Consider the following 23919-nt stretch of genomic DNA (forward strand, 5'->3'; position numbering starts at 1 on the left):
GTGCTGTGAATCCTGTTACGCGATGGCATAGGGTAGTTGCTATAGGAAACTACCTCCGTGCATCGCGCCGGACAGGCGCGGAACGCCGGGACAAAGCTGTTGAGAAGCGGGCATGGCCAAACAGACTTCATTCTTCACCTCCGTCAAACGTCTCTATCCGCACGTTAAACCGATCCTCCCCCGGCTTTTCATGGGGCTGGTCAGCGCTTTGCTGGCCAGCATCATGGCGCTTGCCATCCCGCAGGTGCTGCGGGTCCTGATCAACGGCTCCCTCCACCCTGGCGGCCCTACCAACGCTGTCTGGGTTGCCGCCGTCGTGGTCCTGGCACTCGGCATCGCAGAAGCCGGGCTTGTGGCGCTGCGGCGCCAGTTCGTCATCAATCCCGCGACCACCGTGGAATCGAGGATGCGGGTGTCCCTCTACGGGCATCTGCAGGACCTCACCGTTTCCTTCCATGACCGTTGGGGCTCAGGACAGCTCTTGTCCCGCGCGATGACGGACTTGAACTTCCTGCGGCGTTGGATGGCCTTCGGCGCGATCATGCTGGTGGTGACCACCTTGACCGTGGTGATCGGCGTCGCCGTGATGTTCGCGATGAGCTGGCAGCTGGCGTTGATCTTCCTGGCCGCCGCGGTGCCCATCATGGTCTATTCCTTCCGTTTCCGCCGCCGCTTCAGCCTCGTGACCCGGCTGAGCCAGGACCAGGCCGGCGATCTCGCCACCATGGTGGAGGAGTCCGTTCACGGCATCCGCGTGCTCAAGGCCTTCGGTCGCAGCCGCGAAGCGCTGGAGAACTTCAACGAGCAGGCCGAGGAGCTGAGGCAGACCGAGATCGCCAAGGCCAAACACCAAGCCACCTTCACCCTCGTTGTGACGCTGCTGCCCGAGCTGGCGCTCGGCGTCGGGCTCGTGGCGGGCATCCTGCTCGTCTCCACGGGCCAACTCAGCATCGGTTCCCTGGTCGCGTTCTTCGGCACCGCGGCTGTTGTGGCAGCACCGGTGGAATTCTCGGGGACCCTCCTGGCCATGGCATTGACCGCCAAGACCGCGCTCGACCGCCACTTCGAGGTCATGGACACGCCCAACACCATCACCAGTCCGGCGAACCCTAGAACACCCAAGGAACTGCGCGGGGCTTTGAGCTTCAAGGGTGCCGCTTTCGGTTTCGACGACGGCGCCCGGCTCCTGAACGACATCACCCTGGACATCAGGCCCGGCGAAACCATGGCGCTTGTGGGCATTACGGGCAGCGGAAAGAGCGCCTTGCTCCAGCTGATACCCCGGCTCTATGACGTAACCGAAGGATCCGTGACCATTGACGGCGTGGATGTCCGCGACTTCAGCGTCGAGCAACTGAGGACCGTCGTAGCGGTCGCCTTCGAGGACACCACCCTGTTTTCCAGCTCCGTCCGGGACAACGTGCTGCTCGGCGCGCCCGACACGTCCGAGGAAGCCCTCGAGGAAGCGCTCGACGTCGCGCAGGCGCACTTCGCGTATTCCCTGCCCGACGGCGTCGGGACCCTCATCGGCGAGGAAGGCCTCAGTCTTTCCGGCGGCCAACGGCAGCGGATCGCGCTCGCCCGGGCCATCGCAGCCAAGCCCAAGGTCCTCGTGTTGGATGATCCGCTATCGGCCCTGGACGTGAACACTGAGGAACTCGTCGAAGCCAGGCTCCGCGAAGTCCTCCGGGACACCACCACGCTCATCGTCGCGCACAGGCCCTCGACCGTTGCCCTGGCCGACCGGGTGGCGCTGCTCGAAAACGGAAGCATCACCGCCGTCGGGACCCATACGGAACTGCTGGCCAACAACGCGCACTACCGCTACGTGATCGCAAGCCTCGACTCCGGTCCGAAGGACCTCGACCTCGAACTCGACGAGCTGGAACACCAGCTGGATTCGGAACAGCACATGGACCAAGCCGGGGAGGGCCGCCGATGAGCACGTTCGGAACCGCCAATGAAGACAACGCCCACCTGAGCCGCAGCGACAGCAAAGCAGTACGACGGCGGTCGGTCGCCTTGCTGGGATCGCTCATCCGCCCGGTGCGGCTGCGGTTCTGGCTGACGCTGGCCATGGTGGTGCTCTCGCAGGCCACCCGCGTCGCCGGACCGGCGATCATCGCCTTCGGCATCGACCACGCACTGCCCTCGCTGCTCGCCGGAAACAACATGCCCGTGGTCCAGGCCGGCGTCCTGTACCTGACAGCGGCCGTCGCAACGGCGATTCTGACGGCCCTCTACGTCACTTCCACGGCGAAGCTGAGCCAATCAATGCTCCTTGACCTGCGGCTGAGGGTTTTCCGGCACACCCAACGGCTCAGCTTGGAGTTCCACGAGAAGTACACGTCCGGCCGGATCATCGCGCGTCAGACTTCGGACCTTGAGGCGCTACGTGAACTCCTCGATTCGGGTGTCAGCTCGCTGGCATCCGGGATCCTGTTCATGCTGTTCACGGCATTTACCGTATTTGCCCTCGACTGGCGCAGCGGGCTACTCATGCTCGCCACCGGCGTGCCCGCGTACTTCCTGGCCCGCTGGTACCAGAAGCACTCGCAGATCGCCTTCCGCGAATCCCGGGTGGTGTCCGCCAGGCTGATTGTGCATTTCGTGGAGACCATGACCGGAATCCGGGCCATCAAGGCATTCCGCAAGGAGCCGGAGAACGCCCAGCGCTATGCCGAACTCTCCGAGGACTACCGCAAAGTCACCGTCCGCTCCATCAACCTCAACGGTGTCTTCCAACCGGGACTGGTCCTCATCGGCAACGTGTGCGTGGCAGTGGTCCTGCTCTTCGGCGGCTTCCGGGTGCTCTCCGGAGACCTGGCGGTGGGCGTGCTCCTGGCACTGATCCTTTCAACGAAGCGCTTCTTCCAGCCCGTGGACCAGATGGCCATGTTCTACAACTCCTTCCAGAGCGCCCAGGCCGCGCTCGAGAAGGTGTCCGGCCTGCTCGAAGAAGTCCCGACGGTCCGGCCGCCCAAGAACCCTGTGCCCTTGCCCCATGCCCGCGGGGAAATCGACTTCCGTGGCGTCGAGTTCGGCTACGGGAACGGCAAGGTGGTGGTCCCCAAGCTGGACCTTCACATTCCCGCCGGACAGACCATAGCGCTCGTCGGACAGACCGGTGCCGGCAAATCGACCTTCGCCAAGCTGATCGCCCGCTTCTACGATGTCACCGAAGGCTCATTGACCCTCGACGGCGTCGACCTCCGGGAGCTCTCGACGGCGGACCTGCGCCGCGCCGTCGTGATGGTCACCCAGGAAGCCTTCCTCTTTAGCGGCTCCGTAGCGGACAACATCGTCTTGGGGCGGCCTGAAGCTACCCGCGCGGAGATCGAAGAAGCTGCGAAGGCCGTCGGTGCGCACGACTTCATCTCCGCCTTGCCTGACGGCTACGACACGGACGTCAACAAACGCGGCGGCCGTGTCTCCGCCGGGCAACGGCAGCTGATCGGCTTTGCCCGGGCATTCATCGCGGCCCCGGCAGTGCTCATCCTGGACGAAGCGACATCTTCGCTTGATATCCCCTCCGAACGGCTGGTGCAGGCCGGCCTCAGCAGGCTGTTGTCCGGAACGGACTCCGAGCGGACCGCGATCATCATCGCCCACCGGCTCTCTACTGTGGAGACCGCAGACCGGGTGCTGGTGGTGCACGAGGGACGCATCGTTGAAGACGGCACGCCTGCCGAACTCATCGGCGGAGGAGGACGCTTCGCCCGCTTACACGGCGCCTGGAAGGACTCGCTGGTCTGAGGTTGTTGTTCCCCGGGGGCGGCTTCCTTCGATTTCGCATCCGGGGAGGGATCGGCTATTCTTGAACAGTTGCTTTCGCAGCGGATCGGGATGTAGCGCAGCTTGGTAGCGCGCTTCGTTCGGGACGAAGAGGTCGCAGGTTCAAATCCTGTCATCCCGACCAATTGGTAGAAGACCTTCCACTCGGAAGGTCTTCTACTTTATTTAACGAGCTTTTCGGACGCCCCGGAAAACCGGAGAAACATTCCCCTGACCGGTTTTCCTCACCCGCCCAAGGTTTAGAGACAAGTGTTGTTAACAACCGCCGCACAATGACCAGGGGTATATCACGGTCCACGCCGAACTTGGCGCAAAAGAAATCCCCGGTGTGTCGATTTCAGACTACCGGGGATTTCTTCACTTCATTTGAATTATCCAGCGCCTGCCGGGATCTCCGGGAGCCGCCGTCGAGCTACACGGGATCGGGCCAGTTGCCGATAGCCTGCGAGACCTTCATCGGGTCAGGCCAGTTACCGATAGCCTGAGAAACCACACCCATCGGATCAGGCCAGTTACCGATAGCCTGCGAGATCCTCATCGGATCTGGCCAGTTACCAATGCTGAGCACCGTACTGACGGTGTCTGCCACAGGGGCTGCCGAAACCACGGCTGGCGCCGCGGCGGAGAATGCAAGAGCGCCGGCCAAGGCCACTGCTGCAGCAATCTTCTTCAACATAATTTTTCCTCAATGCGAGTCGGATTCGTTACGGAAATTTAGCGGTCCCTGTTGACATTCATTGTAAAATGTTTTCCACAGCGACTGTCAAGCTTTAGGCGTAAAGACAGCGCAAAGACAAGCCTCTAGGAGGAACCTGTGGGGAACGGATTCGGAGAAAAGCTCCGTGCCGAACGGCTCGAACGTGGGCTGACCCAGGCTGAATTGGGCAGGGACCTTTACTCGCCCAGCTACATTTCGCTTCTTGAAACCGGACGGCGGGAGCCCACGGCCGAAGTCATTGAAGAACTCGCCCGCCGTCTGGAGCTGGCACCAAAAGCTTTGGAAGCCTGGAGCCAGCCCGTATCCGTCAGTGACGCCGAATACGTGCTCGCAGGGCTGTACGCCAGGCAAGCTTGGGACCTCAGGGACTACCCGCTTGCCGCAAGCCACGCATCAACCGCCGCCCAAATCGCGCTCGAGGCAAAGAACACCAGCGCCTGGTGGAACATGACCTACATGCAGGCCGAATGCCTCATGAAGCAGGGGCAATTGAAGGAATGCCAGCAGATCATCCAGCATCTCCTGGAACATCCCATGGCTACCGAATCCGCAGGCCTCGGAGTCCGTGCCCGGCAGATGCTTGCCGCCGTCTGCCACGGACAAGGGCAGCTTGCCACCGCCGTCGAGCACGCCAAGGAAGCCGTAAGGCTATCCGAGCAGCTGCCCAAAGGCTCAACGTTGATCATCGGGGCGCACCGCGCTCTGATCGGTGCATTGGCCGAGAGTGGCAGGTTGGACGAAGCCTGGACATATTGCCAGGCCATGAACAACCAGATGGACGACCATTCGATGTCGCAGCTTGCAGGCGAAGTGGCCTGGGTGGTGGGAAACGTGGCCTTCATGCGCCACGACTATGTTGAAGGCATCAAGCATCACGAGCGCGCCGCAAAGCTGCTCTCCCCGGCCAATGACATTGAGCTGTGGGCCCGTTTCAACAAGGCATCGGCGGCCGTCCGGCTGTCCTCGGGAATCGTGGAGCCGGAGACGCTCTCAGCTATCGAACGCGCTGAACTCGCTCTGTCGATTGTGGGCGGAAACAAGACGGACCAGCTCGAAGTTGCCTTTATCCGCGCCCGCTGGCTGTACTTGACGGGCGACATCCCGGCCGCCATCACCAAGCTGCGCGAAATCCACGCGGACCGCGATGTACTCGCCCGGCACACTGCAGGCGAAGTCGCTTTCCTCCTTGGCAAAGCACTCAAAGCGGCCGGCGAAAACACGGACGCACTGGTCCATCTAGAAGAAGCCCAGCGCGATTTCACCGCCGCCGGCGCCGCCGACCGCGTCCAGCAGGCCATGGACTCCGTACTGGAGATCAGGCTGGCGGAACGTCGGGCAGCGTCGGGCCATGGCGGGAGCGCGCAGTCTTCCCGCGCAAGCTAGCGCGAACCCAACTGACCAGCAGTTGTTGTCGTTTAGCCGCGGCTAAACGACAACAACTGCTAGTCAGACGAAAGTCCGGCCGGTCAGCTTTTCGTAGGCCTCCACATAGCGGGCACGCGTCTTCTCCACGACGTCGGCCGGCAGCGCGGGCGGCGGCGTGTCACTCGAGCGGTCCCAGCCCGATTCCGCGGAAGTCAGCCAGTCACGCACAAACTGCTTGTCGAACGATGGCTGCGCCTTGCCCGGCTCGTAAGTGGACGCATCCCAGAAGCGTGAGGAATCCGGCGTCAGGACCTCATCGCCCAAGGTGATGACGCCCGTGTTGACGTCGATACCGAATTCAACCTTCGTGTCGGCCAGGATGATTCCGCGACCCCGGGCGATCTCTTCCGCGCGGGTGTAGATCTTCAACGTGAGTTCACTCAGGCGTGCGGCGATATCGTCGCCCACCATCGCGACGACGTCGTCGTAGGTGATGTTCTCGTCGTGCTCGCCGACTTCAGCCTTGGCAGAAGGCGTGAAGATGGCGTGGCCGAGGCGTGAGCCGTCAACCAGCCCCTCGGGCAAGGGGATGTCGCAGACGGTGCCTGATTGGCGGTACTCGGCGAGGCCGGAGCCCGTGAGATACCCGCGGGCGATGCATTCCACGGGGAACATCTCCAGCCGCTTGCAGATCATCGCCCGGCCCTCAACTTCTGCGGGCACACCCTCGGCGGCTGTGGATGCAAGGACGTGGTGCTCCACGCCAAGCTGTTCGAACCACCACAGGCTCAGTTGGGTGAGGACCCGGCCCTTGTCCGGGATCTCGCTGCTCAAGACATGGTCGTAGGCGCTGATGCGGTCGCTGGCCACCACCAAGACACGGTCCTGGCCGGATGCGGCCCCCTCGAGATCATCCGCCGGAACGTAGAGGTCGCGGACTTTGCCCGAGTAGAAGTGCTTCCATCCCGGGAGGTCGAGGGTTTCGGTCTGCAGGCCGTTTGCGTTGTTTTCAGGCATGGTTCAGGCTTTCACATTCGGGATCGAGCCGGTGGCCGGGGAGACCACATGGATCTCGCCGCGGGCTGCCTTGCCGGCGATATCGGTACGGAACTGTCCGCCGTCGAGCTGGACCAGCTCCACGCCGTCGTAAGCCCGCTCGCGGGCCTCCACGAGGTCCGTTCCCAGCGCGACAACCGCCAGTACGCGGCCGCCGGCGGAGACAAGCCGGCCTTCTTCATCCAGTTTGGTGCCGGCATGGATGACGTGGACGCCTTCCAGCGCGTCCACCTTGTTCAGGCCGCGGATGCGGTCCCCCGTGCGGGGCGTGTCCGGGTAGTTTTCGGCGGCGACGACGACGGCGACCGCCGACTCCTTCGACCAGCGCAGCTCTTCAGCCTGGTCCAGTTCGCCCTTGGCGGCTGCCAGCAGGAGGGCGCCGAGCGGGGTCTTGAGCCGGGCCAGGACTGCCTGGGTTTCGGGATCGCCGAAACGGACGTTGAATTCGATGACGCGCGTGCCGCGGGAAGTCAGGGCCAGGCCACAGTAGAGGACGCCGACGAACGGAGTTCCACGGCTGGCCATCTCGTCCACGGTGGGCTGGGCCACCCGGTCGATGACTTCCTGGACCAGGCCAACAGGTGCCCAGTCAAGAGGGGTGTAGGCGCCCATGCCGCCGGTGTTGGGGCCCTCGTCATTGTCGAAAATCCGCTTGAAGTCCTGAGCCGGGGACAGCGGCACGGTGGTGCGGCCGTCGCACAGCACGAACAGGGAGACTTCGGGTCCGTCCAGGAACTCCTCGATCACCACGGTTCCACCAGCGTCGAAACAAGCCTGCGCGTGGGCGAGAGCTTCCTCGCGATCATTGGTGACCACGACGCCCTTGCCGGCGGCCAGCCCGTCATCCTTGACCACATGCGGAGCGCCGAAAGTGTCCAGTGCGTCAGCAGCCTCTGCGGCGTTTGTTGCCACGCGGGCCATGGCGGTGGGCACGCCGGCCTCGGCCATGACTTCCTTGGCGAACGCTTTGGAGGCTTCGAGCTGCGCCGCGGCCTTGCTGGGGCCGAAGACCGGAATGCCGGTTTCGCGGACGGCGTCGGATACGCCCGCCGCGAGTGGGGCTTCGGGGCCGACCACAACCAGGTCAACCGCCAGCTTCGTCGCGAGCGCTGCGACGGCGCCGGGGTTGTTCCCGTCGATCGCGTACGTGGGGACCAGCTTGGCGATGCCCGCGTTGCCCGGAGCCGCATGGACCTCGGAAACGTTGGGATCCTTGAGCAAGGAGCGGACAATTGCGTGTTCGCGGCCGCCGGGGCCAATGACGAGTACCTTCACAGTCTTCAAGGGTACTTTGTGCGGGGGCAGGACTCCTAAGCTGTCTCCACCATTGGACATGCCCACCTTGGCCACAAGCCAAGAGGGAGCATGTCCAACCCATCTTGGCGGCCTCCGGCTACGAACAACCTGCATGAAGAAGCTCAGGAACTGGCTCAGGGGACCCACCGCATTGGCTGCACTGGCCGGGGTGGCTGCTGCCGCCGTCGTACTTTCCGTTGCGGAACTGATCGGCGCCTTCTTTACGGCCCGGGCAACTCCTGTGATTGCGTTGGGGTCCACCTTCATCGACTTCACACCGCCGTGGATGAAGGACTTTGCCGTCACCACGTTCGGCACCAATGACAAAGCCGCGCTGTTTGTGGGCATGGCCCTGACCATCTTCGTGCTCGCTTGCGTGCTGGGTATCGTGGCCTTCCGCAATTGGGCGCTGGGCGTGTTGGGTGTTCTCGGTATGGGTGCGGTGATCGTGGCCGCTGTGGTGACCCGGGCCAGCGTGAAACCTGTGGATTCCATACCGAGCCTGATCGGCACGGTGGCTGGGCTCGTGGTTCTCCGCCTCTTGGTGGCCCGGCTCTGGCGGCTGAACTCGTTCCCTGACGCCCCTGCCGACACCGCGGCGAAAGGCATCGAGCGTCCCGCCACGTCGCGCCGAACCTTCTTCGCCGCCACCGGTATCACCGTTGCCGCAGCCGCCATCGCAGCCGGCGGCGGCCGGTTCCTGAGCGCCGCACGCAGCAATGTGGCCAAGGCACGGGATTCCTTGAAACTCCCCGCTCCCGCCCGGGCCGCCGCTCCCGTTCCCGCGGGCGTCCAGTCCCCGACGCCGGGAGTCACCCCCTGGCTCACCCCGTCCAAGGACTTTTACAGGATCGACACCGCCTTGAGCGTGCCTGAGATCAACGCCCAGGAATGGGAGCTCCGGATCCACGGACTGGTGGAGCAGGAGGTCCGGCTGAAGTTTCAGGATCTGCTCGACGCCCAACTGATCGAAACCCACGTCTCGCTCACGTGTGTGTCCAACCCCGTAGGCGGGAACCTGGCCGGCAACGCCAAATGGCTGGGCATGCCCATCCGTGACGCGCTCAAACAAGCCCGACCCAAACCCGGAGCAGACATGGTCCTCTCCACCTCGATCGACGGCTTCAGCGCCTCCACCCCCCTGGAAGTGCTCCAGGACGGCAGGGATGCCATCCTGGCCATCGGTATGAACGGCGAACCCCTACCGCTCGAACACGGCTACCCCGTGCGCATGGTGGTTCCTGGTCTTTACGGCTTCGTCTCCGCGACCAAGTGGGTGGTGGATCTGGAAGTCACCCGATTCGCGGACAGCAAAGCCTATTGGACCACCCGCGGATGGTCCGAGCGGGGTCCGATCAAGACCATGGCCCGCCTTGAAGTTCCCAAGTCCTTCGCCAAGGTGCCCGCCGGCAGGGTCGCTTTGGGCGGCACGGCCTGGGCCCAGACCCGCGGCATCAAGAAGGTGGAGGTCCAGATAGACAACGGCCCATGGGTCGAAGCCACCCTTGCCGCGGAGGCATCTGTTGTCACGTGGCGGCAGTGGTCCTTCAATTGGGACGCCACTCCGGGACCCCACTACATCAAGGTCCGGGCCACGGACGGAACCGGCGAAGTGCAGACCGAAAAGCGCGCGGATCCTGTGCCTGACGGTGCCTCGGGATGGCAGTCCGTCATGGTGACCGTGGAGTAGCCCGGGAAGACGGTTCGTTCACCCTAGACTTGCATCATGCCATTGAGCTCGCATGAAACCTTTAGCGTTGAGTCCGCCGTCGAACTGGCAGTGATCGAACGCAGCGGCTTCATCGAATCGCGCCACATCGGTTCCGCAGTGGTTCTTTCCGGTGACGGCTCCGTGGTGACCCGGCTCGGCGACATCGCGACGCCCATCTACGCCCGCTCCGCGCTCAAGCCTTTCCAGGCCCTCGCGTCGATGCAGTCGGGGGTTCCCTTGCGCGGCGCCCAGGTGGCTTTGGCGTGTGCCAGCCATGTGGGCTCGCTGGATCACATGGACGTAGTGGAAGGCATGCTGAAAGCCGCGGGCGTCCGTGAAGAACAGCTGCAATGCCCCTCGGAGTGGCCACAGGACGAAGTTGCCCGCAATTGGTTGATCCGTTCTGAGCACGGCAAGTCCAAATTGGCTTCCAATTGTTCAGGCAAGCACGCTGCGTTCCTCTGGGCCTGCACCGAGAACGGCTGGGACACGCACAGTTACCTGGAGCCGAACCATCCCTTGCAGCACCGAGTGCGGACCGTTATCGAGGAATACAGCGGCGAGAAAATCGCCCATCTTGGGATTGATGGCTGCGGGGCACCGGTCGCCGCGCTTTCCCTGACCGGGCTGGCGCGGGCGTACTCGCGCCTTGCCCAGGCCCCGCGGGACCAGAGTTCCAACGCCCGCGCGGCAACCATCGCCACATCCATGTTGGATTACCCGTGGGCAGTACAGGGCCGCGGCGAGGCGAACACCATCGTCATGGACGAACTCGAAGTGCTTGCCAAGGGCGGAGCGGAAGGCGTCCTGGTCTTGGCAACCCCCACAGGCGCCTCCGTCGCAGTGAAGATCCTCGACGGGAATCCCCGCGCAGCCACCCTGGTTGGACTCACGCTTCTCGCGGTTGCCGGCGCCGTCGATATTCCCGGTGTCTCGAGCGTGCTCGAAAAGGTCGTGGAGCCCGTCCTCGGCGGCGGACACTCGGTTGGCAGGATCCGCCTCGGCCACGCCGTTTCGGCGCTGCTGGACTGATTGGAACCGGCGAACCATGGCAATTGCACGACGCCGGATCGACCTTGCGGAAGGCCGCGCGGCACTGGCCGCTTGGCAGGCCGCCGTCGGGCAGGGCACTGTCGGACCAGAAACGGTGCCGGGGACACCGCCTTCGCGCACTGTGCTGGCCACCGCGGTGCGTTACTCGCTCGAGGAACTCACCGCCCGCGCTCCCGGCAATTCGGTTGAAGTCAGGGTGCCGCCCTTCGGCGTCACCCAGTGCGTGGAGGGACCCCGGCATACGCGCGGCACCCCGCCCAACGTCATAGAGTGCGACGCCGCCACTTGGCTGGCGATGGTCACCGGCCGCTTGGCCTGGTCCGACGCCGTCGACGCCGGACGGGTAGCCGCGTCGGGCCTGCGCGCCGATTTGTCGGAGCTGCTGCCGCTGCTCTGAGCGCTTAAATGGTTGATCGCCCCACGGCGCCGTGGGGCGATCAACCGGAATGGTGCGTGGTGCCTTAGTCCGGACTGACGGAGGGGCTCCGGTGTTGGCCCGGTTTGGTCATTTCGAACTGCGGAATCGCATCGGGGTTCGGGCCGCCGCGGAACTTCGGTGAAGGCTCGCGGCCTTCGCTGAGGCGCTCGATTTCCTGTTCCTCGAAGACGTCTTCGGCTCCGAGCATGATGGCGGAATCCTCGTTGGTGATCTCGCCCCTGAAGGCGCGGAGCATGACCGAACGGTCGAACTGGCCTTCCCATTTCGCGACGACGAACGTAGCCACGCAGTTGCCCAGGAGGTTGACGACGACGCGCATGGAGTCCATGAGGCGGTCTGCACCGAGGAGCAGCGCGACGCCGGCGACCGGGAAGATGCCCAGTGCCGCGGCCGTGGCCGAGAGAGCCAGGAACGACGAGCCCGGGACGCCCGCCATGCCTTTGGACGTGAGGAGCAGGACACCCAGGGCTGCCAGCTGCTGGCCGAGGTCGAGGTGGTGGCCGAAGGCCTGGGCCAGGAACAGCAGCGAGATCGAAAGGTAGATCGCGGCGCCGTCGAGGTTGAAGGAGTAGCCAGTCGGGACAACCAGGCCGGTGGTGGCCCGGGAGCAACCAGCGTTGGTCAGCTTGGTCATGATCCGGGGCATGACCGCCTCGGTGGAAGCGGTGCCGAGTGCGAGGAGGAATTCCTCACGGGTGTACTTCAGGAACTGCCACAGGGGCACCCGGGCGAAGCTCCAGGCGACGAGGAACAGTAGGCCGATGAAGACAATGGCCGCCCCGTAACAGGAGGCGATCAGGAGCGCATACGTCCCGAGGGTGTCCAGTCCGTACTGGCCGATGATGAACGCCATGGCGCCAAAGGCACCGATGGGTGCCACCTTCATGATCCAGGACATGATCTTGAAGATCAGTTCCAGGACGGTTTCCATGAGGCTGATGACCGGTAGGCACCGCTCGCGTCCGATGACGACGATTGCCGCGCCGAAGAAGACCGAGAAGAACAGGACCTGGAGCAGGCTGTTGCTGGCGAACGCGCCGATCACCGAGGTGGGAATGATGTCCAGGAGGAAGGAAGCCGCATCCTTGGGCGGCGCAGTCCCGGTCTTTGCGTTCAGCGCGTCCTGGGACAGGGTGCTCGGATCGATGTGCAGTCCGGCGCCGGGCTGGACGAGGTTTCCCACGATCAGGCCGAAAACCAGTGCGAAAAGCGTGGCGCCGGTGAAGTATAGGAGGGCCTTGACCCCGACCCTTCCGACCGCCTTGACGTCGCCCACTGCCGAGATACCCGTGACGATCACGAGGAAGATCAGCGGAGCGATGATCATTTTGATGAGTTGGATGAAACCATCGCCCAGTGGCCGGAGGGCGGACCCGATGTTCGGCCAAAAATGGCCGATGAGTACACCTGCGACGACGGCGATCAGAATTTGGAAGAAGAGCGACTTGTACAGTGGCTTCTTCTTCCGCGGGGCCGAACTCGCCTTCAGCGCCGCAGAGTCTGGGAACTTCATTGATCTGAACCAATCAGTTTGGGAACAGCCCCGATTTTCGGGGATGAATTCAATGTAATCCCGATCACACCATTCCACAAGGGGGAATTCAAATTTCACAATGTGGAATCGACTGATTCAGTGCTACGCGTCCCTGACCGCCTTGACCGCCTTGTCCGCGAAGATCCGGAACCCGCGCCCTGAGTCGAAGCCGTGGATTTCACGCGTGTCCAATGCAGCCATGAACGCCAACGTCTGGCTGGTGATGACCTGACCCGGAACGAGGATAGGGAACCCCGGAGGGTAGGGCGTGACGAATCCGGCCGACACAACTTCCTCGCCCGCCGCGATCCTGGCCTTGAGCTCGTCGGCCGCCAGGTACGCGGTTGATCCATCCTTGTAGCTCTCGAAATAGGCGGCCCGGATGTCCCCATCGGGACTGAGCGGATCGCCCCGGTAGCGGTCCGCGAACCTGCTGAAGTCCGGCAAGGGCGGAGTGGCTCCCGTGAGGCCCACGTCGAGACCGGCGTCCGCCGTTTTCCGTGCCGCCCGTTCCTCCTCGAACGACTCGGCCAGCTTGACCAGGACTTCGATCAGGTAGGCGACGGCGCTGCGGGAAGTGCCGATGTTGGTCATGAAGAGCACAGTGTTACGTGATGTCTTGTTGACTTGGATCCCGTGTTTGTCGGCGAGATAGCGGTGCCGGAATGTGTCGCCGTCGATCCCTGTCCGGCTGATATCCAGCGTGAGGCGGCTGGGGTCGACGACGAACTCGTCGTGCCGCCAGGCGTCCGCCAGGGCTGCCAGCCCGTCCCGGAGCGGCATGGCGCTGCCCGTTTCCCGATAAGGCGCCGCAATGAGGTCCGTCGACGTGAGGACCCGGAAGTACTTCTTCAGCAAGGTGTGGCGGGCCACAGCCTGGGCGACGCTGGTTGCCAGATCCGCCTGTTTCTGAACCAGGCCGAAACCCTCAAGTTCTATCTGGCGGCGCCCGATGTCGAGAGAAGCGAGGATCTGGTAATTGGGCGATGTCGAAGTATGGGTCATATACGCTTCGCGGAACGCCTCCTGGTTATGCTCGCTGAAGTCCTGATCGAAGATATGGATCATGGACCCCTGGCGCAACGAAGTGAGGGTCTTGTGGGTGGACTGCGTGGCGTAGACGCGCAGTCGCGCTTTCGCTGGATCCGGGATCAGCCGGGTCTTCAGCCAGAGTTCATCATCGGCGGGCGCGCCCGTCACCGCGTCGTGGAGCGATGCCGCTTGTTCAGCATGCCTGCCCGCGTAGTCGGGATCACCGAAAGAAGCCTCAAGCGTCCTCGCCGCTGCCATGGCCGTCCTGCGTCGGAAGACGGGGTGGGACCGGGCGAAGGCGAACCAGGCCTCGTCCCAAAGGAAGACCAGGTCGGGTTTGATGGCCAGGCATTCTTCCATGACCCGTTCGACGTCATAGACGATGCCGTCGAAGGTGCAGTTGGTCAGAGTGATCATTTTGACTGCGTCCAGGCGCCCGGCACGTCGGTAGGCCAGCAACCGGGCCTTGATGCTGGCGAGGGGTACGGCGCCGTAGAACGCGTACTGGTCCAGCGGGTAGGCATCCAGGTAGGAAACCTGGGCCCCGGCGAGGACGAAAGCGTAATGGTGGGATTTGTGGCAGTTGCGGTCGGCGAGGACCACATCCCCTGGAGCAAGGATGGACTGATGAACGATCTTGTTGGCGGTGGATGTTCCATTCGTGACGAAGAAGGTCTTTTGGGCGCCGAAAGCCCGCGCCGCCAAGTCCTGGGCCTCCTTGATCGATCCGTGCGGATCCAACAGCGAATCGAGGCCCCCCGAAGTCGCAGACGTCTCGGCCAAGAGAAGATTCATCCCGTAAAAATCAACCATGTCGCGGATCCACGGCGAATTACCCACCGAGCCGCCGCGAGAGATCGGCAAGGCGTGGAAGACGCTGGCCGGCCGCCGGCTGTATTCCTGCAGCGCTGTGAAAAACGGGGTCCTGTACCGCTCAGCGACGCCCGACAACAGCGATAGGTGCAGGTCAAGACTGTCCTGCCTGCGGAAAATCCTCCGGAACCGCTTCGTCAGCGAACCCGCGAGGCTCTCCATGGCGACACCGGCTACCAGGTACACATCCAGTTCAGGGCGTAACTCGGAGATCTGCTCGGCCAGGCTAAGGAACCTGCCCAGCGGTGGCATTCCGGCAAGTTCAGGGCCAACCAGGCCGGCAACGTATTTCCTCAAGTCGCGGCCAAGCGGCTGGCTGCTGCCGATGGTGAATCCCGGGCGGAGAATGCAGGCCTGGATGGCAGGGTTCAGGACCAAAGCAACCAGCGCATCCTCGTAGCTGGGAACCACGATGAGTTCATAGGTGAAGGCATCCGACGGCCTCCGCTGGGCCAGCATGTCCGCTTTCAGCGCTTCGGCTTCTTGTTCGGTGATGTCGTCGACAAACAGGACCTCGAACCGTGGCCGCTCCCTCGCTGGCCGTTGCTCCCCGGAGCCCTCGTCCTGAACACCCGAAATGGAGCGCTCCGGCCCGGAGTGACCTGGTTCCGGACTGACTGGTCCCGGGCCGACGGAAGGCATCAGGTGGGACATTCCGCGGATCATCTCCAGTCCGGCGTCGTAATCACCCGAATCCACGCAGTCGAGTAACGGCGCCAACGCGGCCAGCCCCGGCGCCGCCCAATACAGTTCCACGGCCTGCAGCAGGCCCAGGGCCTGGATGGCCTGGTCCTGCAGACCGGAATGCGACCGCGTTCCCGGGCCGCCCTTTGCCAGCTGCTTGAACGCGTACCCGAGAAACTCCCACGCGTCGGCGCGCGAACGCCACGCGCTGCTGGGCGTGCCGATGTCCCGCAGGCTTCGCTTGCACAGGGTGGTTTGCTGGGTCAGGGTGGCGCTGTTGTTTCGCGACGTCATGCCGGGCAAGGTAATTCCGCTTTCCATCAATTCGTTGTGCATCAGGAGCGTTGGCCGCCCTGGGAGAAGGAACCGGCGACGACGGGCAGGTCGCCCGTGTGGCCGCGTCGGGCCTCGGCTGCCTCCAGGATCCGTTTGCGGCAAGCGAACCAGCCGGCAATGAGCAGGGGTATCAGGAGCAGCAGGGAAGCGAGCACCCAGCGCCCGGTCTCCGAGAAGCCCATCGTGACGAGAACGAAGGCAAGGAAGGCGAGCGTGAGGTATGAGGTGAAGGGGGCTCCGAAGAGTCGGAATGACGGACGAACGGCCTTGCCGAGCCTGACCCAGGTCTGAAGCTTGATGTGGCACAGGATGATGGTTGCCCAGCCGCCGATGATCCCGATCGCAGACACCTCGAGAACGATCTCGAAGACTTGGGACGGCACCAGGGCATTCAGGCCGACGCCAAGAAGAGTGATCACCGCTGTCAGCAGGATTCCGCCATACGGCACCCCCGATTTGCTCATCCTGGCGGTGAACTGTGGCGCGGAGCCATTGACCGCCATGGACCTCAGGATCCGGCCCGTGGAATAGAGGCCGGCGTTGAGACTCGACAATGCCGCTGTCAGGACAACGAAGTTCATCACCGATGCCGAAACAGCCGCGGCATGGGGATCTCCGAGATGGGAGAAGAAGGTAACGAAGGGCGATTCGCCGGATTTGTACGCCGTGAACGGCAAGAGCAGCGAGAGGAGCACCACGGAACCGACATAGAAGAGTGCGATCCGGAAGACCACCGTGTTGACGGCCTTGGGCATCACCTTTTCCGGGTTGGCAGTTTCGCCTGCAGCCGTACCAACAAGTTCAATCGCGGCATACGCGAACACGACGCCGCTGATCGCGAGCAGGGGCGCTACGGCACCGGTCGGGAAAGCTCCGCCGTGGTCCAGGATCACGCCCATCCCGGGAACGCCGATGTCGGTCTTCCCACCAAAGACGATGAAGCAGACCCCGACGACGAGGAAAGCTACCAGCGCAGTCACCTTGATCATGGCGAACCAGAATTCCATCTCGCCGAAGATTTTCACGGAGACGAGGTTGAGGGCCAGGACAATGACGAGGGCGCAAAGCGCGATAAGCCATTGTGGGATTGTTTGCAGCGGCACCCAGAATTGCCCCCAGAATTTGACGTAAAGCGCCACGGCGGTGACATCGACAATCGAGGTCATGGCCCAGTTGAGGAAGTACAACCAGCCGGCCGCGTAGGCAAGCTTCTCACCATAGAACTCCCTGGCATAGGACACGAACGAACCCGAGGATGGCCTGTGGAGAACCAGTTCGCCGAGGGCGCGCAGAATCAGGAACGCAAAGAACCCGCAGAGCGCGTAGACGAAGATCAAGGCCGGACCGGAACTATTCAATCGGCCACCCGCCCCCATGAAGAGGCCCGTTCCGATCGCACCCCCGATCGCTATCATTTGGATCTGCCGGGGTTTGAGGGTCTTGTGGTAACCGGCGTCCTCGCTTGAAAAATCCTGCGCAGCGCTCGAACGGTCGCCAAGAAGCTCCAGGTTGTTTTCCAGCGAATCAGCGGGATCAAGCCCGGCAATCTTAGCCCCGGCGATCGGGCTCGGCGCAGGCGGGTTCAGTGTGCGTTTCATTCCAGGGGTCTCCTTTGACTCCGGTTCCGCGGGTGCGGCTGCATGCTCCAGAACTTGTCCCCCTGCTGACACGTGGAATCACAGCTACACTGCTGGATCGTCAGAGGAGGGGACGCAAACAACTTTAGGTTCCGGCGGAAGGGAAGGAACTGTCTGGCCAGCTAAATTCGCCCGACCCCCGTTGTGCGCGAATGACAACTTCGTTCCGCCAGAGTGCGAGTAGTGTTCAAGGCTGTGAGCGCGGCTAAGCCGCTTAGAGGAAGTGAATACGGGTGGCACCCCATGAATCTGCCGAGCATGTCATTGGCGCCATGCTCAGCGACATACTTGAAGACATTGGCGTCGACAACGGGCAACTGCTTGTTCCTCCCGGAACGGACAACGGCACGGTTCGTGAAACGGTGATCGTGGACGCCGAGGACGAGGCGCCGGTCCAACGCGGGAGCTTGGTCCTGCTGATCGGAGTCCGGGGTCGCGCTGCACTGCCCGGCATCCGGAAGCTGATTCCGGACTACCCCGCAGCCGTCGCGGTGAAAGGGAACGAGGAGGACCTGGACGCCGTCCGGGAAGTGCTGTTTCCCACCGGAATCGGCCTGATCGCAGTGTCTCCGGCAATGAACTGGGGAACGCTGGAAAGCATCGCCAAGAACCGCATCCAGGAGCCTGCACTTTCCACCGACGCGTCCACGATCATTCACCGGGATCTTTTTGCGATCGCCCAGACCACCGCGACCCTGGCCAACGGCCACGTGGTCATTGAGGATCCGGCAAACCGCGTCCTGGCGTACTCGCCGGCCTCCAACGACGTCGATGAACTCCGCAGGCTCTCCATCCTGGCCCGGCGTGGACCGGAGCGTTACCAAAAACTGTTGAAGGAGTCAGGGGTCTACAAGCACCTGCAAGCGGCCGAGGCTCCCATCCACATGGAAGCCAACCCGACGGAAGGTCTCCGGGAACGGGTGGCGATAGGTATCCACGCAGGCAACAGGATCCTGGGGTACATCTGGCTTCAGGAAGGGAAGGAACCCCTCGCTCGCAACACGGACAAGCTCATGGTTGGAGCGGCACGGCACGCGGCCATAGAGCTGGTCCGGCACCGCAACGAGCAATCCCAGGCACTACGGCGCGACAGGATATCCAGCCTGCTCAGCGGCACTCCCCAGATCCACTCCCAGGCACAGTCCGCGGGCATCGATCCATCCAAGCCGGCAGCCCTCGTCCTGATTTCCGCCCAAGGCGACGACGAGACGGCAGCGGGCTTGCAACTGCGGCGTGGCGAGTTGGCCAATGTGGCATCGATCCATGCGGCCGCCTACCGTCCCGGTGCCGTGGTGGGAGCCATCGGCCTGGAAATAGCCATGATTCTTCCTGACCTTGACCCCATAAAGTCTCCGCCGGCCATCAACCGCCTCATCAACGTCATTGTCCGGGACGCAAGAGTACACCTGCACTGCCAGGTGCAGGCCGCCGTCGGGCCCGTCGTCGAACGCCTCGACGCATTGCATGGAACGCTGGAGCACGTCCGCAGCGTATTGAAGGTTCTGGAAAGCACTCCCTCGATCCATGTGGCGTCCTACGCAGACGTGGAAACGACGGTTCTGACGAAGGAATTGCTGGAGCTTCTGGCTTCGAGGACCGACCTTCGGCATGGTGGCATCTCCCTGCTTTGCGACAAGTACCCGGAGTTCGCCACTACGCTGTTGACGTACCTTGAATTCTTCGGTGATGTGAACCGGTGCGCTGAAGAACTGGCCGTCCACCGGAATACGGTCCATTACCGGCTGCGGCGAGCCTGCGAAGTGGCCGGCATCGACCTCCACTCCGCAGAGCAACGGCTGCTCGCGCATCTTCAGCTCAGGCTGTGGACCCACTCCGAAGGACGGCACTAAGAAACATGGACCTCCAGAATCTCCTTGACGACATTGTCGGCACGGTTCAGCCCTTGCTCGGCCAAGGAGCGCCTGCGGACTACATCCCGAGCCTGGCCGCGGTGGATACCAAGCAATTCGGCATTTCCGTGGCAACGGCCAACGGCGATGTGTTCTCCTCCGGAGACGCTGACGTGCCTTTCTCCATCCAAAGCATTTCGAAGGTCTACGCCCTCGCCCTGGTGCTGGCCGGGGATGGCGACCGGATCTGGAAGCGCGTGTTCCGGGAGCCCTCCGGCAATCCGTTCAATTCCTTGGTGCAGCTCGAACACGAAGACGGAATTCCGCGGAATCCGTTCATCAATGCCGGTGCCCTGGTTGTCACCGACAGGCTGCTCAGCATCGTGGGCAACTCGCCATCTCCCGTCCGGGAATTGCTCCGGCAGGAAAGCGGCAACAGCTCGATCGACGCCGACCCCGAGGTCGCAGCTTCAGAGGCCACGCACAGTCACCGCAACGCCGCGCTGGCGCACTTCCTGGCCAGCTACGGAAACCTCGAAAACCCCGTGGACTCGGTCCTCGAGGCATACATCAACCAGTGCGCGCTTGAAATGAGCTGCACTGATTTGGCCCTCGCGAGCAGGTTCCTGGCCAACAACGGGTTGCGCGGGAACGGCACGGCGCTGCTGTCCCCCTCGCAGACCAAGAGAATCAACGCCGTGATGCTCACCTGCGGCACCTACGACGCCGCCGGCGAATTCGCCTACCGGGTGGGGCTCCCTGGAAAGAGCGGGGTGGGTGGCGGAATTGTGGCCGTGGTGCCCAACAAATGCACCATCTGCGTCTGGAGCCCCGGCCTGGGACGATCCGGGAATTCACTCGCGGGCGTTGCCGCCCTCGATGAGTTCACCACCCGCACAGGCTGGTCGATCTTCTAGCGGCGCCGGGCTTCCAGCAGCTGCCAGCTAGCCGCGGCCCACGAACGGCATCCCGGCGGCGGTCACCACCATGGAACCAACATTGGCCGACGCCGGCATGTTGGCCATCATGAGCACAGCGCGGGCAGCATCCTCGACGGGAAACATGGGCTCGACTCGCCGGCTGCCATCGGCCTGGAGCGCCCCCGAGCCCACGCCGATGGTGTCCATGATCTCGGTACGGGTGTTGCCAATATCGATCTGCCCGCAGGTAATTCCGAACGGACGCCCGTCCAGCTCGATGCTCTTGGTCAGGCCGCTCAGGGCGTGCTTGCTCACGGTGTACGCGACGGACAATGGCCGCGGCGAATGGGCGGAGATGGAGCCGTTGTTGATGATGCGGCCGCCTTGCGGTTCCTGCGATTTCATGGTGCGCACGGCCTCGGCCGCGCACAACATGGAACCGGTGACATTCACGGCCAAAGTCGCATCCCAATCGGCCACGCCGATCTCGTCCACGCCGCCGGAAGGACCGAAGATGCCCGCATTGTTGAACAGGACATCAACCCTCCCCCAGCGCTCGCGGGCCGCCGCGAAAAGGCGCGCGACGTCGTCGGGCACCGTCACATCGCACGGCACCGCCAGCGCCTCGGCGTGGCCGTCGGCAGTTTCGAGAAGCTGCGCTTCCCGCCGTCCGGCGAGGGCAACGCGGTAGCCTTCGGCCAACAGAAGGCGGGCAACCGCCCGCCCGATCCCGGAACCGGCTCCGGTGACGACGGCGACCCGGGGCCGGGTAGGGATGGTTTCGCTCACGCGGTTCTCCTGTTTGTCGGGCTAGTGCGCGGCGGGAGCATCCGCCGTCGTCGTGTCCGTTGTGGTCAGGGGCCAGCCTATGACGGTCTTGGGCCGCGGTGTGGCGTAGGTCCGGACCTTGGACGTGGACAGTCCCAGGCGGACGAGCGACTCGGCAATGGTCACGGCGGCTGCGACGCCATCCACCACCGGAACGCCGCAGCGCAGGCGGATCTGTTCGTCGAGGCCTGCCATGCCGCCGCAGCCGAGGACGATGACTTCGGCTTTGTCGTCACGCACGGCGCGTTCGGCCTGTTCCACGATGGCTTCGACTGCGCGTTCCGGGTATTCCTCGAGTTCCAGCACTGCCATCCCGCTCGCGCGGACGGAGGCGCAGCGGTCGTCGAGCCCGGCGAGCTTGAGGCGGTCTTCGATGAGCGGGACGGCGCGGTCCAAAGTGGTGACCACGGAGTATTTGTGGCCGAGGAACATCGCGGTGCTGGCCGCGGCCTCTGTGATGTCGACCACCGGAACGTCGAGGAGCTCCTGGAGTCCCTCGCGGCCGTGCTCGCCATAGCCGGCCTGGATGACGGCGTCGAACGGTTCGGGGTAGTTGACCACGCGGTCCATCACTGCGATGGCGGCGAGGTAGCTTTCAAAGTTCCCTTCGCAGGAATCGGCGCCGAACCGCGGGGTGATGCCGATGATCTCGGTGCCCGGAGCCGCCACGCTTCGCGCCTGGGCTGCGATGGAGTCGGTCATGGATTGGGTGGTGTTGACGTTTGCGACGAGGATGCGCATGTGTTTTCCTTCCGGCCGGTTAGCCCAACTGGTCCCCACCGCCACCCTCGCTTCGCAAGCTCGGCGGTGGGGACCAGTTGAGTATTAGTGGTTGCTGACGACGGCGATCGGCTCGCCGGAGACGTCGGTGTGCTGCTGCTTCTTGTCCGCGAACACGTAGTAGCACAACGCTCCGATGCCTGCTCCGAAGAACCAGGCGAACGGCGCCACGGCCTCAAGAGCCGGAACGAACGCAATGAGGACGGCGACGACGGCGGCCGGAACCATTGCGGCGATCGCCCGGGGGTTGACGCCGCGCTTGTAGAAGTAGGTGCCCGAAGGGTGGTCCGTGTAGAGGTCAAGGATGTTGACCTTGCCGCGGCGCAGGAGCCAGTAGTCGGCCATGACGACGCCGAACAGCGGGCCGAGCAGGGCGCCGAGTCCGCCCAGGAAGTACACGATTACCAAGGGGTTGTTGTAGAGGTTCCACGGCAGGATGACCAGGCCGATGGTGCCGCTGACCCAGGCTGCCTTGCGGAAGTTCAAGTGCTTGGGGAAGAGGTTGGTCAGTGCGTAAACGGGTGCCACGAAGTTCGCCATGAGGTTCACTGCGATGGTCAGGATCAGCAAGGCGAGGCAGGCCAGGACAAGGAAGAGCGTGTTGGGGATGCTCTGCACGATGTCCGAGGGGCTTTCAATGATCTTGCCGTTGATCTTGTACTGGCCGCCGGCCATGATGACCACGATTGCGCCGAACAGGAGCATGTTGATGGGGATGCCCCAGAAGTTGCCGCGGACAATGGACTTCTTGGACACCGAGGAACGGGTGAAGTCGCAGAAGTTCAGGACGAACGTGCCGTAAATGGAGACCCAGAGGGCGCCGCCGGCAAAGATCGTGCGCCACATCTCCCCGCCTTCGAGGCCCTTGATGCCGGACCACTGGATGGCGCCCCCGGCCTCCACGAAGACCCAGATGGCAATGGCCAGCATGGTGGCGAGAATGATGGGCCCAGCGAAGGCCTCGTACTTGCGGATCATTTCCATGCCGAAGCTGACGATGACCAACTGGACAATCCAGAGCGATACGAAGGCGATCCAGCCAAGGGTGGACAGGCCAAGGATCGAGTTGGCGTCCATGTCTTTGAGTCCAGGGAACATCGCGACAAGCATGACGCGAAGCACCACGGAGGCAAGGTAGGTCTGGATTCCGAACCAGGCGATGGCCACCGCCCCGCGGACGAGGCTGGCCAGCTGGGCGCCCCGGATACCGAAGCTGATCCGGCTCATCACCGGGAAAGGGACGCCGGTCTTCTGGCCCATGAAACCGGAGAAGGTCAAAAGGGTGAACAGCAAGACCGCGCCGATGCCCAGGGCCACGAGGATTTGCCACCCGCCCAGGCCAAGCGAAAAGAGGCCGATGGCGAAAGCGTAGTTGCCAAGGCTGTGGACGTCGTTGGCCCAGAGGGTGAAGATGCTGTAGCTGGTCCAGCGCCTACCCTCCTTCTTCGTGGGGGCGAGGTCGAGGTTATAGAGGCTGGGGCTGATGTCGCGGCCTGCTGCGACGGACGCTACATCGCACAGGGTTTCATTTCCTACTGACGGATGGACCGAACTGCCTGGCAGTACGGTCTGCTCCGGAGCCGTTGTGACGCCGACTGGGGGAGTCGATTGCATCGTGGATCTCCACTTCTTTGTGGTGCTGCAACTAGGCTTCCGAGACGCTGTGAGAGGAGTTGAAGCTTTTTCGCATCGTGGAATCTAGTTATTGAATAGTGAAATAACTGTATGAGCTAGGTCACGTTTGGTCAAGGGCCGCGCTCCCGACGACGGTCACAAACGGCAGCGTGGGGCCGCGAGGCCTTGCGGGCGCTAGCCTCCGCAGCGCGAGATTGACGCTCGGCGAACGCATGGCTAATCTCGAATTACAGAATTTTATTCTCACAATACGAAATTTCTATGCACGTTTCAGCGCGCACCACAGTGCAAGCGCCCAGACATTCAAGGAAGAGAGGTTGGACGTGGCTGCAGGAGAAGAGACCTCACACATCCTTAGCGGGTTGACTTCCCAGCTG

17 protein-coding genes and 1 tRNA gene are annotated in these 23919 nt (G+C 63.3%); 9 read left to right on the forward strand and 9 right to left on the reverse strand.

The window, feature by feature from the left end:
• The first annotated feature begins 112 nt into the window (after positions 1–112).
• The 3 genes from ABEA18_RS09265 (at position 113) to ABEA18_RS09275 (ending at position 3919) form a co-directional block, all read left to right on the forward strand.
• Positions 113–1942 (forward strand): ABC transporter ATP-binding protein, encoded by a 1830-nt coding sequence (locus ABEA18_RS09265; RefSeq protein WP_345449053.1) that lies wholly within the window; start codon positions 113–115, stop codon positions 1940–1942.
• Positions 1939–3756 carry an ABC transporter ATP-binding protein gene (locus ABEA18_RS09270; RefSeq protein WP_345449054.1) on the forward strand — a complete coding sequence of 606 codons (1818 nt, stop codon included), beginning with the start codon at positions 1939–1941 and terminating at the stop codon, positions 3754–3756. Before ABEA18_RS09265 ends, ABEA18_RS09270 begins: the two co-directional genes overlap by 4 nt.
• Positions 3757–3842: 86 nt before the next feature.
• Positions 3843–3919: transfer RNA gene (locus ABEA18_RS09275), tRNA-Pro, on the forward strand.
• A 288-nt stretch (positions 3920–4207) separates the two neighbouring features.
• Here ABEA18_RS09275 and ABEA18_RS09280 read toward each other — a convergent pair.
• Positions 4208–4471: a hypothetical protein gene (locus ABEA18_RS09280; RefSeq protein WP_345449055.1), complete on the reverse strand. Its 264-nt coding sequence runs from the start codon at positions 4469–4471 to the stop codon at positions 4208–4210.
• A 138-nt stretch (positions 4472–4609) separates the two neighbouring features.
• Between ABEA18_RS09280 and ABEA18_RS09285 the strand changes: the two genes are divergently transcribed.
• Positions 4610–5896 (forward strand): helix-turn-helix domain-containing protein, encoded by a 1287-nt coding sequence (locus ABEA18_RS09285; protein ID WP_078107616.1) that lies wholly within the window; start codon positions 4610–4612, stop codon positions 5894–5896.
• Positions 5897–5959: 63 nt separating this feature from the next.
• Here the strand turns inward: ABEA18_RS09285 and ABEA18_RS09290 are convergent, their stop codons facing one another.
• Together ABEA18_RS09290 and purD are read right to left on the reverse strand one after the other, a co-directional pair.
• On the reverse strand, positions 5960–6895 hold the full coding sequence (locus tag ABEA18_RS09290) for a phosphoribosylaminoimidazolesuccinocarboxamide synthase (protein ID WP_345449056.1): 936 nt from the start codon (positions 6893–6895) through the stop codon (positions 5960–5962).
• 3 nt (positions 6896–6898) lie between these two features.
• Complete coding sequence (purD, locus tag ABEA18_RS09295) at positions 6899–8209, reverse strand: phosphoribosylamine--glycine ligase (RefSeq protein ID WP_345449087.1); 1311 nt, start codon at positions 8207–8209, stop codon at positions 6899–6901.
• A gap of 133 nt (positions 8210–8342) precedes the next feature.
• On the opposite strand from purD, the gene ABEA18_RS09300 reads away from it, so the two are divergent.
• Genes ABEA18_RS09300 through ABEA18_RS09310 form a run of 3 tightly spaced genes read left to right on the forward strand, consistent with a single transcriptional unit; the run spans position 8343 to position 11391 of the window.
• Complete coding sequence (locus ABEA18_RS09300; protein WP_345449057.1) at positions 8343–9920, forward strand: molybdopterin-dependent oxidoreductase; 1578 nt, start codon at positions 8343–8345, stop codon at positions 9918–9920.
• A gap of 36 nt (positions 9921–9956) precedes the next feature.
• Positions 9957–10973 carry an asparaginase gene (locus ABEA18_RS09305; protein WP_345449058.1) on the forward strand — a complete coding sequence of 339 codons (1017 nt, stop codon included), beginning with the start codon at positions 9957–9959 and terminating at the stop codon, positions 10971–10973.
• Positions 10974–10989: 16 nt separating this feature from the next.
• Positions 10990–11391 carry a sterol carrier family protein gene (locus ABEA18_RS09310; RefSeq protein ID WP_345449059.1) on the forward strand — a complete coding sequence of 134 codons (402 nt, stop codon included), beginning with the start codon at positions 10990–10992 and terminating at the stop codon, positions 11389–11391.
• A 64-nt stretch (positions 11392–11455) separates the two neighbouring features.
• Here the strand turns inward: ABEA18_RS09310 and ABEA18_RS09315 are convergent, their stop codons facing one another.
• From ABEA18_RS09315 to ABEA18_RS09325, 3 genes are all read right to left on the reverse strand, one after another.
• Positions 11456–12946 (reverse strand): cation:dicarboxylate symporter family transporter, encoded by a 1491-nt coding sequence (locus ABEA18_RS09315; RefSeq protein WP_345449061.1) that lies wholly within the window; start codon positions 12944–12946, stop codon positions 11456–11458.
• 123 nt (positions 12947–13069) lie between these two features.
• Positions 13070–15850, reverse strand: a complete 2781-nt coding sequence (locus ABEA18_RS09320) for an aminotransferase class I/II-fold pyridoxal phosphate-dependent enzyme (protein ID WP_345449063.1) — start codon at positions 15848–15850, stop codon at positions 13070–13072.
• A 41-nt stretch (positions 15851–15891) separates the two neighbouring features.
• The gene (locus tag ABEA18_RS09325) at positions 15892–17490 is read right to left on the reverse strand and encodes an amino acid permease (RefSeq protein ID WP_345449064.1); all 1599 of its coding nucleotides are present in this window, start codon (positions 17488–17490) and stop codon (positions 15892–15894) included.
• 272 nt (positions 17491–17762) lie between these two features.
• Here ABEA18_RS09325 and ABEA18_RS09330 point away from each other — a divergent pair, with 272 nt between their 5' ends.
• Both ABEA18_RS09330 and ABEA18_RS09335 read left to right on the forward strand, forming a co-directional pair.
• Entirely contained in the window at positions 17763–19379 is a 1617-nt protein-coding gene (locus tag ABEA18_RS09330) for a PucR family transcriptional regulator (protein WP_345449065.1), read from the forward strand.
• A 5-nt stretch (positions 19380–19384) separates the two neighbouring features.
• Positions 19385–20296, forward strand: a complete 912-nt coding sequence (locus ABEA18_RS09335) for a glutaminase (protein ID WP_345449066.1) — start codon at positions 19385–19387, stop codon at positions 20294–20296.
• 27 nt (positions 20297–20323) lie between these two features.
• Here ABEA18_RS09335 and ABEA18_RS09340 read toward each other — a convergent pair whose 3' ends face one another.
• From ABEA18_RS09340 to ABEA18_RS09350, 3 genes are all read right to left on the reverse strand, one after another.
• Positions 20324–21088, reverse strand: a complete 765-nt coding sequence (locus tag ABEA18_RS09340) for an SDR family oxidoreductase (protein ID WP_345449068.1) — start codon at positions 21086–21088, stop codon at positions 20324–20326.
• Positions 21089–21109: 21 nt separating this feature from the next.
• A complete protein-coding gene (locus ABEA18_RS09345; RefSeq protein WP_345449069.1) occupies positions 21110–21868 on the reverse strand; it encodes an aspartate/glutamate racemase family protein in 759 nt (252 codons plus the stop codon).
• Between the two features lie 84 nt (positions 21869–21952).
• Positions 21953–23521 carry an NCS1 family nucleobase:cation symporter-1 gene (locus ABEA18_RS09350; RefSeq protein ID WP_345449071.1) on the reverse strand — a complete coding sequence of 523 codons (1569 nt, stop codon included), beginning with the start codon at positions 23519–23521 and terminating at the stop codon, positions 21953–21955.
• Positions 23522–23919 lie beyond the last annotated feature (398 nt).

This window comes from Arthrobacter gyeryongensis, from assembly GCF_039543785.1.
GTDB lineage: Bacteria > Actinomycetota > Actinomycetes > Actinomycetales > Micrococcaceae > Arthrobacter > Arthrobacter gyeryongensis.

Coding starts and splice junctions, on each gene's coding strand:
- ABEA18_RS09265 (WP_345449053.1), top strand. CDS start 113: ATGGCCAAACAGACTTCATTCTTCACCTCCGTCAAACGTCTCTATCCG.
- ABEA18_RS09270 (WP_345449054.1), top strand. CDS start 1,939: ATGAGCACGTTCGGAACCGCCAATGAAGACAACGCCCACCTGAGCCGC.
- ABEA18_RS09280 (WP_345449055.1), bottom strand. CDS start 4,471: ATGTTGAAGAAGATTGCTGCAGCAGTGGCCTTGGCCGGCGCTCTTGCA.
- ABEA18_RS09290 (WP_345449056.1), bottom strand. CDS start 6,895: ATGCCTGAAAACAACGCAAACGGCCTGCAGACCGAAACCCTCGACCTC.
- ABEA18_RS09300 (WP_345449057.1), top strand. CDS start 8,343: ATGAAGAAGCTCAGGAACTGGCTCAGGGGACCCACCGCATTGGCTGCA.
- ABEA18_RS09305 (WP_345449058.1), top strand. CDS start 9,957: ATGCCATTGAGCTCGCATGAAACCTTTAGCGTTGAGTCCGCCGTCGAA.
- ABEA18_RS09310 (WP_345449059.1), top strand. CDS start 10,990: ATGGCAATTGCACGACGCCGGATCGACCTTGCGGAAGGCCGCGCGGCA.
- ABEA18_RS09315 (WP_345449061.1), bottom strand. CDS start 12,946: ATGAAGTTCCCAGACTCTGCGGCGCTGAAGGCGAGTTCGGCCCCGCGG.
- ABEA18_RS09320 (WP_345449063.1), bottom strand. CDS start 15,850: ATGACGTCGCGAAACAACAGCGCCACCCTGACCCAGCAAACCACCCTG.
- ABEA18_RS09325 (WP_345449064.1), bottom strand. CDS start 17,490: ATGAAACGCACACTGAACCCGCCTGCGCCGAGCCCGATCGCCGGGGCT.
- ABEA18_RS09335 (WP_345449066.1), top strand. CDS start 19,385: ATGGACCTCCAGAATCTCCTTGACGACATTGTCGGCACGGTTCAGCCC.
- ABEA18_RS09345 (WP_345449069.1), bottom strand. CDS start 21,868: ATGCGCATCCTCGTCGCAAACGTCAACACCACCCAATCCATGACCGAC.
- ABEA18_RS09350 (WP_345449071.1), bottom strand. CDS start 23,521: ATGCAATCGACTCCCCCAGTCGGCGTCACAACGGCTCCGGAGCAGACC.